The organism is Stenotrophomonas maltophilia group sp. msm4 (assembly GCF_032025605.1).
In the GTDB taxonomy this organism is placed as follows: domain Bacteria; phylum Pseudomonadota; class Gammaproteobacteria; order Xanthomonadales; family Xanthomonadaceae; genus Stenotrophomonas; species Stenotrophomonas sepilia.
The window spans coordinates 728,458-744,446 of record NZ_JAVSKK010000003.1 but is presented as its reverse complement, the minus strand read 5'-3'; the positions used below and the strand labels follow the sequence as shown (position 1 = coordinate 744,446).

17 protein-coding genes and 1 tRNA gene are annotated in these 15,989 nt (G+C 67.2%); 11 read left to right on the top strand and 7 right to left on the bottom strand.

From position 1 onward, the window contains the following. Positions 1 to 76: 76 nt before the first annotated feature. The 6 genes from ROV93_RS17705 to ROV93_RS17680 all read left to right on the top strand — a co-directional run bounded on the left by ROV93_RS17705 (position 77) and on the right by ROV93_RS17680 (position 3,033). Positions 77 to 502, top strand: a complete 426-nt coding sequence (locus ROV93_RS17705; RefSeq protein ID WP_312540518.1) for a hypothetical protein — start codon at positions 77 to 79, stop codon at positions 500 to 502. Next, positions 495 to 818 (top strand): hypothetical protein, encoded by a 324-nt coding sequence (locus ROV93_RS17700; protein ID WP_099561466.1) that lies wholly within the window; start codon positions 495 to 497, stop codon positions 816 to 818. The genes ROV93_RS17705 and ROV93_RS17700 overlap by 8 nt, the downstream gene beginning before the upstream one ends. A gap of 165 nt (positions 819 to 983) precedes the next feature. Beyond that, the gene (locus tag ROV93_RS17695; protein ID WP_143597382.1) at positions 984 to 1,208 is read left to right on the top strand and encodes a hypothetical protein; all 225 of its coding nucleotides are present in this window, start codon (positions 984 to 986) and stop codon (positions 1,206 to 1,208) included. A 144-nt stretch (positions 1,209 to 1,352) separates the two neighbouring features. Continuing rightward, entirely contained in the window at positions 1,353 to 1,625 is a 273-nt protein-coding gene (locus ROV93_RS17690; protein WP_312540508.1) for a hypothetical protein, read from the top strand. A 2-nt stretch (positions 1,626 to 1,627) separates the two neighbouring features. Continuing rightward, entirely contained in the window at positions 1,628 to 1,846 is a 219-nt protein-coding gene (locus ROV93_RS17685; protein WP_099561463.1) for a hypothetical protein, read from the top strand. Next, entirely contained in the window at positions 1,846 to 3,033 is a 1,188-nt protein-coding gene (locus ROV93_RS17680; protein WP_312540505.1) for an integrase, read from the top strand. The genes ROV93_RS17685 and ROV93_RS17680 overlap by 1 nt, the downstream gene beginning before the upstream one ends. A 69-nt stretch (positions 3,034 to 3,102) precedes the next feature. Here the strand turns inward: ROV93_RS17680 and ROV93_RS17675 are convergent. The 4 genes from ROV93_RS17675 to dtd form a co-directional block, all read right to left on the bottom strand. Further along, a tRNA-Ile gene (locus tag ROV93_RS17675) sits at positions 3,103 to 3,178 on the bottom strand. 40 nt (positions 3,179 to 3,218) lie between these two features. After that, a complete protein-coding gene (locus tag ROV93_RS17670) occupies positions 3,219 to 3,548 on the bottom strand; it encodes a hypothetical protein (protein WP_072167250.1) in 330 nt (109 codons plus the stop codon). A gap of 590 nt (positions 3,549 to 4,138) precedes the next feature. Next, positions 4,139 to 5,992, bottom strand: coding sequence for an RNA polymerase sigma factor RpoD (gene rpoD / locus ROV93_RS17665; protein ID WP_005419586.1), 1,854 nt, complete (start codon positions 5,990 to 5,992; stop codon positions 4,139 to 4,141). A 90-nt stretch (positions 5,993 to 6,082) separates the two neighbouring features. Beyond that, positions 6,083 to 6,523 carry a D-aminoacyl-tRNA deacylase gene (dtd, locus tag ROV93_RS17660; protein ID WP_005419588.1) on the bottom strand — a complete coding sequence of 147 codons (441 nt, stop codon included), beginning with the start codon at positions 6,521 to 6,523 and terminating at the stop codon, positions 6,083 to 6,085. 61 nt (positions 6,524 to 6,584) lie between these two features. Here dtd and ROV93_RS17655 point away from each other — a divergent pair, with 61 nt between their 5' ends. From ROV93_RS17655 to ROV93_RS17640, 4 genes are all read left to right on the top strand, one after another. After that, positions 6,585 to 7,505, top strand: coding sequence for a lauroyl acyltransferase (locus ROV93_RS17655; protein ID WP_005419590.1), 921 nt, complete (start codon positions 6,585 to 6,587; stop codon positions 7,503 to 7,505). Between the two features lie 87 nt (positions 7,506 to 7,592). Continuing rightward, positions 7,593 to 8,729 (top strand): GTP cyclohydrolase II RibA, encoded by a 1,137-nt coding sequence (gene ribA / locus ROV93_RS17650; RefSeq protein WP_072167251.1) that lies wholly within the window; start codon positions 7,593 to 7,595, stop codon positions 8,727 to 8,729. Positions 8,730 to 8,804: 75 nt separating this feature from the next. Beyond that, positions 8,805 to 9,305 (top strand): PH domain-containing protein, encoded by a 501-nt coding sequence (locus tag ROV93_RS17645; RefSeq protein ID WP_005419594.1) that lies wholly within the window; start codon positions 8,805 to 8,807, stop codon positions 9,303 to 9,305. Further along, on the top strand, positions 9,302 to 10,840 hold the full coding sequence (locus ROV93_RS17640; RefSeq protein WP_072167252.1) for a PH domain-containing protein: 1,539 nt from the start codon (positions 9,302 to 9,304) through the stop codon (positions 10,838 to 10,840). The genes ROV93_RS17645 and ROV93_RS17640 overlap by 4 nt, the downstream gene beginning before the upstream one ends. Before the next feature lie 131 nt (positions 10,841 to 10,971). Here the strand turns inward: ROV93_RS17640 and ROV93_RS17635 are convergent, their stop codons facing one another. Next, the gene (locus tag ROV93_RS17635; protein ID WP_072167253.1) at positions 10,972 to 12,030 is read right to left on the bottom strand and encodes a CDP-glycerol glycerophosphotransferase family protein; all 1,059 of its coding nucleotides are present in this window, start codon (positions 12,028 to 12,030) and stop codon (positions 10,972 to 10,974) included. Between ROV93_RS17635 and ROV93_RS17630 the strand changes: the two genes are divergently transcribed. Continuing rightward, positions 12,029 to 12,835, top strand: coding sequence for a glycosyltransferase family 2 protein (locus tag ROV93_RS17630; protein WP_061478126.1), 807 nt, complete (start codon positions 12,029 to 12,031; stop codon positions 12,833 to 12,835). The two genes, ROV93_RS17635 and ROV93_RS17630, sit on opposite strands and share 2 nt — an antisense overlap. Positions 12,836 to 12,865: 30 nt before the next feature. On the opposite strand, the gene ROV93_RS17625 is transcribed toward ROV93_RS17630, so the two are convergent. Together ROV93_RS17625 and ROV93_RS17620 are read right to left on the bottom strand one after the other, a co-directional pair. Then, a complete protein-coding gene (locus ROV93_RS17625; RefSeq protein ID WP_072167254.1) occupies positions 12,866 to 14,122 on the bottom strand; it encodes an O-antigen ligase in 1,257 nt (418 codons plus the stop codon). 152 nt (positions 14,123 to 14,274) lie between these two features. After that, positions 14,275 to 15,984, bottom strand: a complete 1,710-nt coding sequence (locus tag ROV93_RS17620; RefSeq protein WP_072167255.1) for a glycosyltransferase family 39 protein — start codon at positions 15,982 to 15,984, stop codon at positions 14,275 to 14,277. Positions 15,985 to 15,989: the final 5 nt, after the last annotated feature.

The following is a 15,989-nucleotide window of genomic DNA, read 5'->3' as shown; positions in this document are numbered from 1 at the left end:
GAGAAAAAGCGGCCCGGCGGGCAGAGCACCACCTCTAACCCCAAGGCCATCCACCAACAAAGTTCAGGAGAGAACCATGCACGACATGATCAGCAAGACCGACCACACCAGGGCAAATACGAAGGTTTCCGGCACCGGACCAGAGGCGAAGGCTATCACGAGTGACGGACTGTGTGGATTTGACCCCGGCGACGCCAAGGGCTGCAGCGCAACCCTGACAATGCACATCACCCATAACAAGGTGATCGTCACCGCACAGTTGGATATGGGGGGCAACAAGACCGCCCAGCAGGTGCTTGAGCGCCGCCGGGGCAACGCGGCCGGCTGGGTGCAGACCATTGGCAGCGAAGACTTCGCCGTCGAGGCAGAGTGGATCTCCGCTGAGCTAGCCGAGCTGGCCAACCGCCTGCCTTTCCCCTTCGAGGTAGCCAACATGCTGCCGAGCGCCAAGGCCAGCCACAGCGCCGTGGCCGCTGCCGCGCAGGAGGTGGCCCATGGCTAAGCACCGCAAGCACCAGGCCATCCTGGGCCCGCAGGAACCCACCGCACCTCTGTCCAAAGTCCTTTACGGCCCCCAGGGCAGCGGGAAGACGCTGCACGGCCAGGTAATTGCCGCCAACCTGGGCTTGCGCCATGTCCGCGACCTGGACGATGTCCAGCTCACAGGCGACCGCCTGCAGCGCCACGGCTACCTGTACCTGGCCAACTGCCGGGACTACGGCCAGCGGGCGGCGCAGCTGCTCGGGAGCCGACTGCTGCACATCGACCAGGTGCTGGCCGCGATCGGCATTCGCCGCCAGGGGGTGCGCAATGCTTGAGCTGGTCCTTCTCTGCGTGGCCCCCGCATCTGCCGGCGCTGTCCTGCACAAGCTGTGGATCACCCGCCCCACTCGGCGGCGCCACAGCGGCCTGGCCGTGGGCCAGATCCCTCAGGCGCTGCGCCGCCGCGCCCCCATGGCCGTTCGCCGCACCGGAGGTGCTGCATGAGTGCGTGCGATTGCATGGACAAGGTCGACCAGCGTCTGGCTGAGGCTGGCGCCAACACACAGCTGTCCCGTTCCTTCTTCCTAGGCGCCGCCGTCAGTTCCACGGTGACCATCGCTACCAAGGCAGTGGAGAAGAAGCGCGGCCATTCGCCCTGGGCTGTAGCGCCCACGTTCTGCCCGTTCTGTGGCGTGAAGCTGTCTAGCGAGGTGACCAATGGCTGAGCAACTACTCCTCTTCCCTGGCACAACCACCGATGTAGAAGCTGCTATCCAGAAGATCCTGACCCTGCGCCGCAAGTGCTGCTGCAGCGGACAGGCTGGCGAAGACATTGATCTGATCAGAGCCGCTCTGATGCAGGAGGCCGCATGACACAGCTGCAGAAGACTGCGCCGCGCGCCCTCCCCGCCTGCCCGGATGGCCACCCGGCGCGGTACATCCATGATCTACGCCGCGCGGGCGCGGGCGGTGGCCACCTCATCGAATGCCGTTGCAGCACCACCGCGAAACACCCGTCGTTCGATCTTGCGTGGGCGCACTGGCACAAGCAACACGGCCTGCAGCCGACCGCCGCGGCAGTGGAGGAACCCTTGCCGAGCAACGTGTTGCAGATGAAATTGTTCGCCGCAGGGAGGGCTTGAGCATGGCGCAGATCCTGCACTTCACAGACCTGCAGCGGATCTGCGCTCCCGAAGGCCCGCCCCCACGGGCCGTCACCGTCCGCCGCTGGGCAGACAGGGAGGGCATCCGCTACAAGTACGACCGCCAGGGTGGAATCTGGACGACCCTCGACGCGGTGAACGCGGCGCTGGGCTTGATCGACCCGCAGCACGAAGACGTAAGAGAAGAGGACAACATCTGATGGCACGCGGCAGAAAGAGGAAGTTCAACCCGGACATTCCGGCGCACATCGAGCAGAACGCGCTGCCGCGAGGGATCTACTGGCACGACAACCGTTGGTATGTCCTTGAGGACCACGCGGAGGGTGGCCGTCGCGTCAAGCGCACGGTGGCCCACGCGACTGCGCGTTTGTCGGAACTACATGCCATCGTGGAGTCACTGACGACCGGCCAAGAACGAGGGACGGTTCGCTATCTGTTCGACCGATTCCACGAATCCAGCGAGTTCAAGGAACTTTCACTGGACACCCAGGATGACTACAAGCGATATGCCGATAGCCTGGCCAACTACGTGCGCAAGTGCGGCACCCCGTTTGGGCGCATGCAGGTGGACAGGATCACCACACCGGTGGTGCAGCGGTTGGTGGAGGTATTCGCCAGGGGACGACCGGCTACTAAGACTCAGCCCGCACTGCCGGCATTCCCTAGTAAAGCCAACCACCAGTTCCGCTACCTGCGCCGCACGTTGGCGTGGGGCGTCCGGCACGGCTACTGCAAGAGCAACCCGGCACAAGGCGTCAGACAGGCGAAGGAAGCACGCGAGCACAGGATGCCTACCCCCGATGCTTTCGCGAAGGTGCTTGCCTTCGCGCGCGAGCGTGGCGCCCGGCGTCCCCATACAAAGGGCAGCTGTCCCGCATACATCGCCCCAGCGATGGTGCTCGCATTCAGTGCGCGCCTGCGCGGTATTGAGGTCTGCACCCTTACTGATGCCCACCGGCTGGATCGTGGCGTGCATGGCGAGCGACGGAAGGGATCGCGCGCATCAGTCACGGAATGGAACGAGGAGATGGTCGAGGCATGGGAGGCGCTGGTTACTCGACGTAACGGGATCTGGAACCGCAAGGGTCGCAACTTCCCTGTGCCGATCAGGCCGGAGCAGCGCTTCCTCTTGGTGGAACAGACAGGCAACCCCATCGCCCGGTCCTCAATGTCCAGTGCCTGGCAACGCTTCATTCGCATGGCAATGAGCGAAGGAGTGATCGAGGAAGACGAGCGGTTCTCGATGCACGGTCTCAAGCACCGGGGTATTACCGACACCGAGGGCAATCGTGGCGACAAGCAGGACGCGGCCGGGCACAAATCGCCGACGACGACGGGCCGCTACGATCACGACATGCCCATCGTGAAACCACCGCGCAAGCGCTGAATTTTCCCGGCAATTTTCCCGGCAGCGCAAAATAGGCACTTGGGCGTAAGCCTAAGTGCCTGATTTAACTGGTGGGCCCATCAGGATTCGAACCTGAAACCAAGGGATTATGAGTCCCCTGCTCTAACCGTTGAGCTATAGGCCCTGCGCAGCGTCACAGTGTAGTGGAGGCCGCGCTCGATCGGCTACCCGGCAGCAGCAAGAGCCTCAGCAACACGCCCCAACCGCTTCTCCGCCGCTTCCGCGAACCACATCTGCCGCCGCAGATGTGCCTGGAACAGCGCCACCGTCCGCCCGGCCTCTTCCAGTCCCTTCTGGTTGCCGCCGTCAAAGCCCTCGACCAGTTCCGCACCAGACAACGTCAGCAACGCCAACGTCGCTCGTCGTGCGAACCCCAATGGGTCCTCGCGCTCATCACGCAGCACATCGTCCCAGTCCAACAACGGGGGAAAGTCGCAGCCACGCGTATCCGAGACACCCCAGCCGCACCCACCGCCAATCTCCGTCAGCCCCATACTCACTCTCCTACGATTCGTCGAACCTCTTCCGCCTCCTGTTGAGAGAGGCGACCGGGTGCTTCAACACGGTCGTAGGGCCGCCCGCAGCTTTTCCCCTTGCGGGGTCTTGTATGGCTGCGCGCCACCCGGCCAGAAACCCTTGGCTCACCGGAATGGCGAGTGTTGCGGATTGACCTTGGATTGCCTGCTGTTGCGGCAGACAGTCCGCCTACGACGGTGTGTTGAGCACCTGCGGAGGACTGTGTGGAAGAGAAGGTAGTGGCTTCAATTGGCGATTGCGACAGCGTCTGCGCGCAGCACTCGAAGCTGGGTACTTGGATCATTGAGCCACTTGGACTTCGGCCGGGTGACGGTCTCCTGCGACGATGAATCGCGGCGAAGGGTTCAACAATTCTCAGGCCAGTTGCGTCACAAGGTGCGGCAAGCAACCGACACCTGTTGAGAAGATCTGCCGGATACGTCATCGCGAACAGCAGCCGAGCATGGCTCGGCTCTACAGAAAAGCAGGAAGGGCAAGCGCAACGCCCAGAAAAGAAAAACCCCGCACCAGGCGGGGTTTCTCTCAACGCTTCAACAGCCGCTGGCTATCAATCGATATCCAGGAAGCTGCGCAGCTGCTCCGAACGGCTCGGGTGACGCAGCTTGCGCAGGGCCTTCGCTTCGATCTGGCGGATGCGCTCGCGGGTCACGTCGAACTGCTTGCCGACCTCTTCCAGCGTGTGGTCGGTGTTCATGTCGATGCCGAAGCGCATGCGCAGCACCTTGGCTTCCCTCGGGGTGAGGCCGGCCAGCACGTCGCGAACGGTTTCGGACAAGTTGATGTTGGTGGTGTTCTCGATCGGGGACTCCACGTTGGTGTCCTCGATGAAGTCGCCCAGATGGGAATCCTCGTCGTCGCCGATCGGGGTTTCCATCGAGATCGGCTCCTTGGCGATCTTCATCACCTTGCGGATCTTGTCTTCCGGCATGTCCATTTCCTTGGCAAGCTCCTCCGGCGTAGCCTCGCGGCCATACTGCTGGAGCATCTGGCGGGAAATGCGGTTCAACTTGTTGATCGTCTCGATCATGTGCACCGGAATACGGATGGTGCGCGCCTGGTCGGCGATCGAGCGGGTGATCGCCTGGCGGATCCACCAGGTGGCGTAGGTCGAGAACTTGTAGCCGCGGCGGTACTCGAACTTGTCCACGGCCTTCATCAGGCCGATGTTGCCTTCCTGGATCAGGTCGAGGAACTGCAGGCCACGGTTGGTGTACTTCTTGGCAATCGAGATCACCAGGCGCAGGTTGGCCTCGACCATTTCCTTCTTGGCCTTGCGCGCCTTGGCTTCACCGTAGGCCATGGCACGGCTGATTTCCTTCAGCTCTTCCAGGTCCAGCTGGGTCAGCTTCTCGATGTCGATCGTCGCCTGCTGTTCGGCGATGATCTGGTCCTTCACTTCGCGCAGGGCCGACGACCACTTCTGCTTGCGCTTCAGTGCGTCTTCCACCCACTCCAGGTTGGTCTGGTTGCCTTCCCAGGAACGGATGAAGTCCTTGCGCGGCATGCGCGCGGTGACGGTGGCCAGGTTCAGCACACGGCGCTCATGCGACTTGATGTCGGCCATGGTGTCGCGCAACTGCTTGGTCAGCACGTCGGTCAGCGGCAGCGGCAGCTTCAGGGTGACGAACACCGCCGACATCTCTTCGCGCAGGCGCGGCAGGTTCTTCTTGTCGCCCTTGGTCGCGGCCTTCTTGAAAGCGTTGAAGGCATCGCTCAGTGCCTGCATGCGCGCGGCGACTTCCTCCGGATCCGGACCGGTCGGTGCGGCTTCTTCATCGCCACCGTCGACATCGTCGTCCTCGTCCTCGTCGCCTTCGGCGTCCGCATCGGCGCTGTCATCGGCAACGACCGCCGGCGGTGCCGGCTCTTCGTCGACCAGGTCGTTGAAGCCGACGATCACTTCGGCCAGGCGCTTCTTGCCTTCCTTGTGGGCTTCGTAGTCGTTCAGCAGCGACTCGACCGAAACCGGGAACTGGCCCAGGGCCGCCTGGACCTGCGAAAGGCCTTCCTCGATGCGCTTGGCGATGGCGATTTCGCCTTCGCGGGTCAGCAGCTCGACGGTGCCCATTTCGCGCATGTACATGCGCACCGGGTCGGTGGTACGGCCACCTTCGGTGTCGAGCGCGCTCAGCGCGGCGGCAGCTTCTTCAGCCGCAGTGTCATCGACTTCGCGGTTGCCGGTGTTGCCATCGTTGAGAAGCAGGGTTTCCACATCCGGCGCAACTTCATGGACATCAATGCCCATGCCGTTGATCATGCCGATGATGTCTTCGATCTGTTCCGGGTCGACCATGTCGTCCGGCAGATGGTCATTGACTTCGGCGTAGGTCAGGTAGCCCTGTTCCAGGCCCTTGCTGATCAGTTGCTTGATTTCGGATTGGGCAGGACGTTCGTTGGCCATGTAGTGCTCGCGCCACCGGCTAGGGAGAAATAGGGAACGTAGCATTATACCAGCCCGGGGCCCCGCCTGCCGGGCGGTGGTCCCGCAGGCTCAGGGCCTGAGAAGGAAGGTCACGGGACCGTCATTGACCAGGCTGACGACCATATGGGCACCAAATCGGCCCGTTTCCACCCCGGGCGCGTGATTTTCACGACAGATCTCGACAAATCGATTGAACCCGCGTTCAGCCTCGTCCGGCGGTGCGGCGGTCGTGAAACTGGGGCGCATGCCCGAACGGGTATCGGCGGCCAGGGTGAACTGGCTGACCAGCAGCAGGCCGCCGCCGGTGTCGCGCAGCGACCGGTTCATCTTCCCGGCCTCGTCGGCGAACACCCGGTAGCCCAGCAGGCGCTCGGCCATCCGTCGCAGCTGGGCCTCGGTATCGCCCGGTTCCATGCCGACCAGGGCTAGCAGGCCGGGGCCGATCTGCCCCACCACTTCCTGGTCGACGTGGACGGCGGCCTGGCTGACGCGCTGGATCAGGACGAGCATCGTGGGCTTCCAATGAACAGGGCCGGCCACGATAGCAGCGCCCTTGGCTAAACTGGCGCCGATGAATCCGCAACGCAAAGCCCGGCTGGTCTACCGCGCCACCACCCTGTTCGCCCGCCTGCCCTGGCCAGTGCTGCGGGGATTCGCGCATGCCCTGGCGTGGACGTGGGTCCGTCTCAACGCTCGCGAGAGCCGCGTCACCCGGCGCAACCTGGAACTGGCCTACCCGGAACTGGACGGTCCGGCGCGCGACCGCCTGCACCGCGAGCTGCTGCGCTCCACCGCCCTGCAGGCCATCGAGACGCTGCGGCTGTGGAGCCAGAGGCCCGCCGACAACCTGCGCCTGCACCTGAAGCAGCGCCACGGCGAAGCCCTGTACGACGCGGCGCTGGCCAGCGGCAAGGGCGTGATCGTGGCCGCACCCCACTTCGGCAACTGGGAGCTGCTGAACCAGTGGCTGGCCTCGCGCGGGCACATCGCCATCGTCTACAAGCCACCGGAGGACGAGGCCAGCGACGCCTTCCTGCAGCTGGTGCGGGGCGGCCAGAACGTGCAGCAGGTGCGCGCCGAGGGCCCCGCCGTGCGCCAGCTGTTCAAGGTGCTCAAGGACGGCGGTGCCACCGGCATCCTGCCCGACCAGCAACCCAAGGCCGGCGACGGCGTGTTCGTGCCGTTCTTCGGCGTGCAGGCACTGACCATGACCCTGGTCAACCGGCTGGCCGAGCGCACCGGCGCCACCGTGCTGTATGGCTGGTGCGAGCGCATCGGGCCGGACATGGAATTCGCCCTGCACATCGAGCCGACCGACCCCGCCGTGGCCGACCCGGACCCGCAGGTGGCGGCCACCGCGCTCAACGCCGGCATCGAGCGCATCGCCCGCCGCGACCCGACGCAGTACCAGTGGACCTACAAGCGCTATACGCTGCGGCCACCGGGCAGCGGCGAGGAAGACCCGTACGCGACCGAAGAGCATCCGCACTGACGGTCGCACCACGCGGGCCCGTCCGGCCCCTGCGACCGGCGGCCGCACCACGTTGAATACGACGCCGTCGCCCCCATAGAGACTGCGATGTCCGCCTCCCCCGGTCCTGCCATGCCTGCTGCCTCTTCCCTGTTCGGCGACCCCGCCGCGATCCGCTGCGAACGCGCGGTGGCCGAACTGCGTGCCGGTCGCCCGGTACTGCTCCACGATGGCCAGCGCCAGCGCCTGGCGGTGATTGCACTGGACAGCGCCACTGCCAGCAGCTTTGCCACGTTCGCCGGTGCCGCGCGCGAGCGCCACTACCTGTTCCTGACCGCGACCCGCGCCCGCGTGCTCGGCGTGGAAGCACCGGAAGGCGCGCGCCTGCCGCTGGCTGGCATTGCCTTCGATACCCTGCCCTCGCTGGGTTACCTGCGCGAGCCCGGCCCCATGCCCGACGGCTGGGCAGCCGGCGACGCCTTCGATGCCGGCGCGGTGGAGCTGGCCCGCCTGGGCCTGCTGCTGCCGGCGATGGTCGCGGTGCGCCTGGACGTGGATGACCACACGTTCGACGGTGCCGCCGAGGTGGCCCTGTGCGACCTGGCCGAAGGCGCAGCACATGCGGCCCACGACTACGAACTGGTGGCGCGTTCGCCGGTACCGCTGCGCGACGTCGGCATGACCACCTTCGCGGTGTTCCGCGGCGGCGTGGCCCAGCGCGACCAGGTCGCGATCATCGTCGGCGAACCGGACCTGTCGTCGGTGGTACCGGTACGCGTGCACTCCTCGTGCCTGACCGGCGACCTGTTCGGCTCGCTCAAGTGCGACTGCGGCGACCAGCTGCGGCGCGGGCTGCGCAAGCTGAAGGAACTGGGCGGTGGCGTGCTGCTGTACCTGGACCAGGAAGGCCGCGGCACCGGCATCGCCGCCAAGATGCGCGCCTATGGCTACCAGCACGACGGCCTGGACACCATCGACGCCGATGCGCAGCTGGGCTTCGGTGCCGACGAACGCCGCTACGGCAGTGCGGTGGCGATGCTGCATGGCCTGGGCATTTCGCGCGTGGCTCTGCTCAGCAACAACCCGACCAAGGCACAGCGCCTGCGCAATGCCGGCATCGAGGTGCTGGACTGCATTCCGGTCACCGGCGAGATCACCGCCGAAAACGAACACTACCTGCGCACCAAGGCCGATCGTGCTGGTCACCTGCTGGATGTCGATGCGCTGATCCAGGCTGCCCAGTAACACAGCCGACCTGCTACCGTCTGCGCGGTGCGGCCACCGCCGCCGCCGCTCGCCCTGCCACCTGACGGAGCCCGCGTGACCGACGTCGCCCCTATCGCCCCGACCACCGAAGCCTGGCAATCGCTGCCGCAACGTGCCGCCCGCCTGGCCGCACTGGAAGGCGCCTTCGGCGGACTGTTCGTACCGGGTCTGCCACTGGCCGCAGCTGCCTGGTTCTTCGATCTGCCCGGCGGCCTGTGGACTGCCGCCCTGGGGCTGCTGATCGGCATCCTCTTCGGCGCCTGGCTCGGCCGCCGGCGACTGACCCGCACCCGCTGGCGCCTGGATGACCAGGGCCTGGGCCTGCGCCGCGACCTGATGTGGCAGCTGGAAACCCGGATTCCCATTTCGCGCGTACAGCACCTGGACCTGCGCCGGGGCCCGTTGGAGCGCCGTGCCGGCCTGGCCACGCTGATCGTGCACACTGCCGGCACCCGCATGAGCGCGGTCACCGTCAACGGCCTGGATGAAGCCGACGCCGAGCGCCTGCGCGACACCCTCTCGCACCAGCTCGACCAGGACGCCGACGCCCTGTGAGCCTGCCGCCGCCCCTGCCCGCATCGCTGCCTGCCGGTGGCGAGGACCATCGCCTGCACCCGTGGTCGTGGTTGTTCGTGCTGCTGATGCAGCTGCGACACTACTTCCTGCCGCTGGTCGCGCTGCTGGTGTTCGGCCAGCGTGGCGAGCGCGACCCGATGTGGGCGCAGTTGATTCCACTGTCGGCGATCGCGGCACTGGTGCTGGTCTCGGTGCTGCAGTACCTCAGCTACCGCTACCGCATCGGCAGCGATGCCATCACCGTGCGCAGCGGGCTGCTGGCGCGCAACCGCCGTGAGATCCCGTTCGCCCGCATCCACAACGTGGAAGTGCGGCAGAACCCGTTGCACCGGCTGTTCGGTGTGGCCGAGCTGCGCCTGGAATCGGCCGGCGGCGTGCGGCCGGAAGCCGAGATGCGGGTACTGAGGCTGGACCAGGCGCTGGCGCTGGAACGGCTGGTGCGCCAGCGTGGGCAGGCACCGCAGCCCGCCGGCGTCGTCGCCACGCCCTCGATCACCGGGACCGACACCGAACAGGTGCTGCTGCGCCTGTCGAGCTGGGACGTGGTGCGCATGGGCCTGCTCTCCAACCGCGGATGGGCACTGGCGATCGCCGCCTTCGGCGTGCTGTTCCAGACCGTGCCGCGGCCGGTGATGGACGCGGCCATCCAGCGTGGCGGCAGGGAGGCCTTCGGCTACGCAAGCCACCTGCATCCCGGCGTGGCCGGCGCCTTCCTGCTGCTGGCCGCAGCCCTGCTGCTGGGCTGGCTGGCGCTGCGGGCGTTGTCGGTGGTGCTGACCCTGCTGCGCTATCACGGCTTCACTCTCAGCGAGCAGGATCGCCGGCTGACCGTCTCGGCTGGCCTGGTCAGCCGAACCCGCAGCAGTGTCGCGCGTCGCCGCATCCAGGCCTGGACGCTGTACGAGACCACCCTGCATCGCTGGTTCGGCCTGCGCCAGCTGCGCGTCGACAGCGCCGCCGGCGGCCCTTCGCGGGATCAGGACCGCGCTCTGCGCGAGCTGGCACCGCTGGCCCCGGCAATGCGCTGCGAGCAGCTGGTGCAGCACCTGTTGCCTCAACTGCAGTGGCCGCCGGCGCAATGGCAGTCCATTCCGCAGCGTGGCTGGTGGCGGCTGTGCCTGGGCGCGCTGCTGCTGGTTCCCCTGCTGGCCGCCGCCGCGTACTGGCGCTGGGGATCATGGGGCCTGATCGTGCTGGCCTGGCTGCCGCTGGCGCTGCTTGTGGCCCACCGGCAGATGGCGCGCATGGGCTGGTATCTGGATGACCACTACGTCGCCGTGCGCGGCGGCTGGTGGAAGCGCTGGTGGCGCTGGGCCGAGCTGGACAAGGTGCAGGGCCTGCGCCTGCTGCGCTCGCCACTGGACAAGCTGCTGGGCACCAGCAGCCTGCAGCTGGATACCGCCGGCGCGCATGGCGATGTGGCATTGATCCTGCACTACCTGCCGCAGGCGCAGGCGCAACAGGTGATGGATCAACTGGCGGCCGCGCTGGCGCGGCGCAAGCTGCGCTGGTAGGTAGTGCCGGCCGCTGGCCGGCAACCGCAGACATCCCCGAGGTTGCCGGCCAGCGGCCGGCACTACCGCGGCCGGGGGCCGCGCATCCACGCATGGCGTGGATCTACTGTAGAGCCGAGCCCACGCTCGGCTTACCGCTGCGACGGCCCCCAATACCCCAGGTCCTTGCGGATCTGCAGGTCGCGCACCCAGCTGCCGAACGGCTTGCGCCGCAGCACGCCCATTTCACCGGACAGGAAATCCTCGGTAGCCGCAATCACGCGCTCGCTGGACAGGCCATCGCGGTACGGATGGATGGCATCGGCGTAGCGCACGATCTCCGCCTGCAGCGCGGCGTCGGGATGCAGCGCGCGCTGCAGCATCGCCGGCAGCTGCACCGGGTCGTCGAAGTCGATCATGTGCGGCTTGGGCACCCGGTTGCGGAAGGTCACCACCGGCTTGTGCTGGACGATGAACTCCGAAACGATCGAGGACGTATCGGACACCAGCACATCGGCGGCGCGCTGTGCGGCCATCACCTGCTCCGGCTCGATGAAGCGTGCATTGGCACCGGCCAGCGCGCGGTAGCGTTCGAACAATTCCGGTGGGCACTTCGGGTGCAGGGTCAGCAGCCAGTAGCGGTTGCCCTCGGCGATGTCGGCAGCAATCTGCGCATGCAGGTGCGGGGCTGCGCTCAGGCGTTCGGTGAAGGTCGAACCGAACAGGATCACCGGGCGTCCTCCAGCGGCGGCGCGCAGCGCGGCGCTCTCGCCACCATCGTCGCGGAACAGCGGATCCAGCTTCGGCCAGCCGGTCTCGGCCACCGCGAAGTGGCCCTGCAGGGCCGCGATCTCACGGAACGGCCCGGTGGTGGCCGGCCCCTGCGTGCAGTACAGGTCGAACATGCCGCGCACCCGGAAGTGGCCGCGCGCACTGTCCCGCTTCTCCACGTTGAAGCCATGGAACAGCTGCACCTTGGCTCCCGAAAGGAAGGTCGGCACCCAGTTGGCGGCGCTGAAAACCGCCCGCGGCCGCATTGCCAGCGCCTGCTTGAGGCCGATGTTGGGCACGCCCGGCAGCTGGCTGCCGGCCGCGCCGCCCTCGAACCAGGCCGCCACCTCCTGCCCGGAGGCGTGCAAGGCCTGCGCCAACGGGGCGAGAATAGGCAGCGCATAGCGCTCCGTCGCAAACAACAGGTACCCGGCCATCATGTCCTCCACGACCGCTCCCATCGAACGGCCTCGCATCTCGGCCTGCATTATCGCGTTCAACGAGGCCGGCCGCATCGGCGACTGCCTGGCCTCGCTGGCCTTCTGCGATGAGATCGTCGTCGTGGACTCCTACTCCACCGATGCCACCGTGGCCATCGCCGAGGCCGCAGGCGCCCGCGTGCTGCAGCGCCCGTTCGACGGCTTCCGCAGCCAGAAGGCGTACTGCGTCGAGCAGGCCGGCCACGACTGGGTGCTGTGCCTGGACGCCGATGAGCGGATCAGCCCGGAACTGCGTGAGGCCATCGAACAGGCCCGCGACGGTGGCTTCGCTGGCCATGCCGGCTATCGCTTCGCACGCCTGTCGGAGTACTTCGGCAAGTTCCTGCGCCATGGCAATGCCTACCCGGACCGGGTGATGCGCCTGTTCGACCGCCGCCGTGGCGGCTGGCGCGGCAAGCGCGAGATCCACGAGGCCGCCAGCGTCGATGGCAGTGTCGGTACCCTGCGCGGCGACCTGGTCCACTATCCCTACCGCTCCTTGCAGCAGCAGCTGGCCAAGACCGAGAAGTACGCGCGGATGATGGCCGAGCACGAGTTCGCGCGCGGCAAGCGGGCCACGCTGGGCAAGCTGGTGCTGGCACCGGCCTGGCGGTTCTGGCGCGGCTTCGTGTTCCGTGGCGGCTTCCGCGACGGCTGGCATGGCCTGGTCTACGCTTATGTGCGCGCCAACTACGTGCGCCAGAAGACCATCATGCTGTGGATGCTGGGCAACGGCCAGGCCGTGGCCGACCCGCCGAACCCCTGATCGCCGGGCCCTGCCCGGCGCGCCGATGCGTCACGCCCCGGTGACTGCCCGGTGGCGCGCGCCTTCGACGATCGACAGGCCGGTCAGCAGGCCGACCAGGGTCACATAGAAACTGGCCGTCATCTGGTGCGCGAACATCGACTGGGTCAGGCCGCACAGCGCATAGGTGATCACCAGCATGATGCCGGCTGCGGCCGGCCCCCGGAAGGTCGTCCGTCCGCTGCGGCGATGAAGCCGCACGAACACCCCTAGCGGGATGCCATACACCGCCAGCAACAGCAGCAGGCCCGGTACGCCCTGGGTCGCTGCCCATTCGGCAACATCGTTGTGTGCATGCCCCAGGTGGCAACGCAACTCTTCCGGATTCTCACGGCAGACCGGCACGCGCAGCATCGCGCTGTCGAAATGCCCGATGCCAACGCCCACCAGCGGGTGATCGAGGAAGGTCTCCCAGGCCACCTGCAGGCGTTCCACGCGGGCACCGGCGGAAGAATCACTGTCGCCCAGTTCCATCCGCTGCACGTCACTGTGAAGCTCGCTCAGGCGCACCTGGTGACGCAGCTCCGGTACCGACAGCAGCAGGGTCGCACCGATCGCCAGCATGCCGGCCAGCACCGACAGGCGCGCCGCACCGGTGCGCCAGCGCAGGCTCAGTGCCAGCACCACCAGCAGCGCCAGGAGGGCGGCGAACACGCCGCGGCTGCCGGTCAGCACGATGGTGCCGCAGCCGGCGGCCATGCCGAGGATCACCAGCGACCAGCGCCGCGACGGGCGACAGAACACCAGCAGCACCATCAACACCATCACGATGTCGGCCAGCACGATGGCGTTGGTGAACAACTCTGCGCGCGCGGCGCCACCCAGCACCTGCCACAGCGACATCGCGAAGGTGGCGAGCAGGCCTGTCAATGATCCGTACCAGAGCCACCGCAGGTTGGGACGCAGCGCGCAGACCCAGAGCGCGATCCACGGGATCACCACGAATCGCGAGCGGTTGTCGACGTCACGCAGGCCCTGCTCGAACAACACCACCGACAGTACGCCGAGCGCCAGCACCGCCAGCATCAGCCAGGCCAGCACTTTCACCGGCTGACCGGCCATGCCGCGCGCGCGCCACAGCAGCTCCGGCGCCAGCAGCGTGCTGAGCAGCAGCAGCAGGCCATACGGCAGCAGGTTGATCGGCACGGTCAGCACCAGTGCCGGCAGGCAGAACAGGCCCAGCTGGGCCAGGCCGCGGGCCACCCCGTGACGCCCGCCGGCGGGAACGCCCAGCGGGTCGCCGGCCAAGGGGTTCAGGTTGTCCGGTGAAGCTGGCACGTCGGGAAGTATCGCTGCAATCTGCGGGAAGAACGGGAAGGACCAACGGGGGCCGTCCCAGCCTGCTGTTTTACTGCCTTTGGGCCCGCTTGGGCAGACTGGACAAGCCGGAATCGTGGTGGCTAGTCATGTTCCTGCAAACGCCGTTCACGTTCGCGCTCCTCTGCAGTGACCACGCAGGGCACCTTCACCGCTGCTGCCGGCACCAGCCACCAGCGCCGCCGGTTGGCCACGCCGGCCAGTTCAGAACGGTTGCGGTCGACGCACGACAGCATCGCGTATTCGTGCACCAGCAACCAGCGGCGTCCGGGCGCCAGCCGCTGCCAGCGCGTGGCCGCAATCAGCTGCTCGTCCCAGTCCGTCTCGAAACCGAAGGTCGCTGCAGGACGGTCGGCCAGCAGCAGATGCTGCTCCTTCCAGGCCACCAGCCCCAATTCGGCATCCGGGCCCAGACGGCTACCAACCGTGCGCATCAGGCCGCGGGCGGAACTGGAATCGTTCAGCAGCGGATAGCCGACCAGGCTGTACAGCACCCAGACCATCCCCAGGGTCGACACCAGCGCCAGATGCCGGCGACGGCCGCAGGCCAGCAGGCTCAATCCGCCCCACACGCCCATCGCCAGGATCGTCCAGGCCAGTGCGTCGACAGCGCCGGGCGCCAGCCCGCGGCTGTGGGTCAGGCGCAGCTCGAAGGCCGGCTCGCCCAGCACCGCCATCGCACCGGCCAGGGCCAGGCCCAGTGACAGCAGGCCGGTGAACACCCCCACCACGGCCTGAACGTCGCGCCGCCTCAGCAATCCAGGCAACAGCGGCGCCAGCACCAGGCAGAACATCGGCAGCGCCGGCAGGATGTACACATCGCGCTTGCCGGCCGGAATCGAGAAGAACAGCACCACCATCAGCCACCAGGCCAGCGGCAGCAGGTAGCGCGGGTCGCGACGGCGCAGCCGGCGGCGCCACGCCGGAATCGCCCAGGGCAGGGCCAGGAACGCCGGGATCCACATCAGCGGCATCGTCGCCAGGAAGTACCAGGCGGGCTGGTGGTGGTCCCAGGAATGGGCGTAGCGCCGCGCCGTCTGCTGGAACAGGATGTCGTCCATGTAGGCCCGGTACTCGTCCGAGCCGGTGGCAAAGCCGGCCAGCAGCATCGGCGCCAGCCACAACGACACCGCCAGCAGGAAGGCCAGCGGCGCCAGCCAGAAACGCGCGTCGCGCGCATGCAGTCCCACCCGTGGCCACTGCAGCGCCGCGGCGATCGCCGCAGGCACGAGCATCAGCAGCGCCAGCATCCCCACGCCCTTGGTGATCACGCCGATGCCAGCAAAGAACCAGCCCAGCCACCACCAGCGCCAGCTGGGTCCCAGCAGAAGGTGGCGCAGCAGGCCGTAGTTGGCCAGGGTGATGAACAGCAGCAGCAGTGGGTCGATCTGCGCCTTCTTCGCCTGGAAGGTGAACTGCAGCGCGAACAGCAGCGCCCAGCCGGCGTACAGCCCCACCCGCCGCGTCCACAGGCGCCGCCCCAGGTCGACCACGCACCACAGCGTGCCCAGGGCCGCCAGCAGCGACGGCAGCAGGAAGGCCACGCGCCACTGCCCGACCAGGCTGTACAGCGTGGCCTGCCACCACATCAGCATCGGCGGCTTGTCCGAGTACAGCTCGGTGCCGCGATGCGGGAACAGCCACTGCCCGCTGTCGAACATCTGCTTGGCCACCAGCGCGAAGCGCGGTTCGTCCGACGGCCACGGATCACGAAGGCCCAGCCCGGCCCCCAGCACCAGCAGGGCCATCACCACGAACAACCACGTCTCGCGCGACGCGCGGGATTTCAGCATGGGAC

Excerpts from the sequence above, each read along its gene's own strand:
- rpoD (WP_005419586.1), bottom strand. The coding sequence starts at position 5,992 with ATGGCCAACGAACGTCCTGCCCAATCCGAAATCAAGCAACTGATCAGC.
- dtd (WP_005419588.1), bottom strand. The coding sequence starts at position 6,523 with ATGCTCGTCCTGATCCAGCGCGTCAGCCAGGCCGCCGTCCACGTCGAC.
- ROV93_RS17655 (WP_005419590.1), top strand. The coding sequence starts at position 6,585 with ATGAATCCGCAACGCAAAGCCCGGCTGGTCTACCGCGCCACCACCCTG.
- ROV93_RS17620 (WP_072167255.1), bottom strand. The coding sequence starts at position 15,984 with ATGCTGAAATCCCGCGCGTCGCGCGAGACGTGGTTGTTCGTGGTGATG.
- ROV93_RS17685 (WP_099561463.1), top strand. The coding sequence starts at position 1,628 with ATGGCGCAGATCCTGCACTTCACAGACCTGCAGCGGATCTGCGCTCCC.
- ROV93_RS17695 (WP_143597382.1), top strand. The coding sequence starts at position 984 with ATGAGTGCGTGCGATTGCATGGACAAGGTCGACCAGCGTCTGGCTGAG.
- ribA (WP_072167251.1), top strand. The coding sequence starts at position 7,593 with ATGTCCGCCTCCCCCGGTCCTGCCATGCCTGCTGCCTCTTCCCTGTTC.
- ROV93_RS17690 (WP_312540508.1), top strand. The coding sequence starts at position 1,353 with ATGACACAGCTGCAGAAGACTGCGCCGCGCGCCCTCCCCGCCTGCCCG.
- ROV93_RS17680 (WP_312540505.1), top strand. The coding sequence starts at position 1,846 with ATGGCACGCGGCAGAAAGAGGAAGTTCAACCCGGACATTCCGGCGCAC.
- ROV93_RS17630 (WP_061478126.1), top strand. The coding sequence starts at position 12,029 with ATGTCCTCCACGACCGCTCCCATCGAACGGCCTCGCATCTCGGCCTGC.
- ROV93_RS17670 (WP_072167250.1), bottom strand. The coding sequence starts at position 3,548 with ATGGGGCTGACGGAGATTGGCGGTGGGTGCGGCTGGGGTGTCTCGGAT.
- ROV93_RS17705 (WP_312540518.1), top strand. The coding sequence starts at position 77 with ATGCACGACATGATCAGCAAGACCGACCACACCAGGGCAAATACGAAG.
- ROV93_RS17700 (WP_099561466.1), top strand. The coding sequence starts at position 495 with ATGGCTAAGCACCGCAAGCACCAGGCCATCCTGGGCCCGCAGGAACCC.
- ROV93_RS17635 (WP_072167253.1), bottom strand. The coding sequence starts at position 12,030 with ATGATGGCCGGGTACCTGTTGTTTGCGACGGAGCGCTATGCGCTGCCT.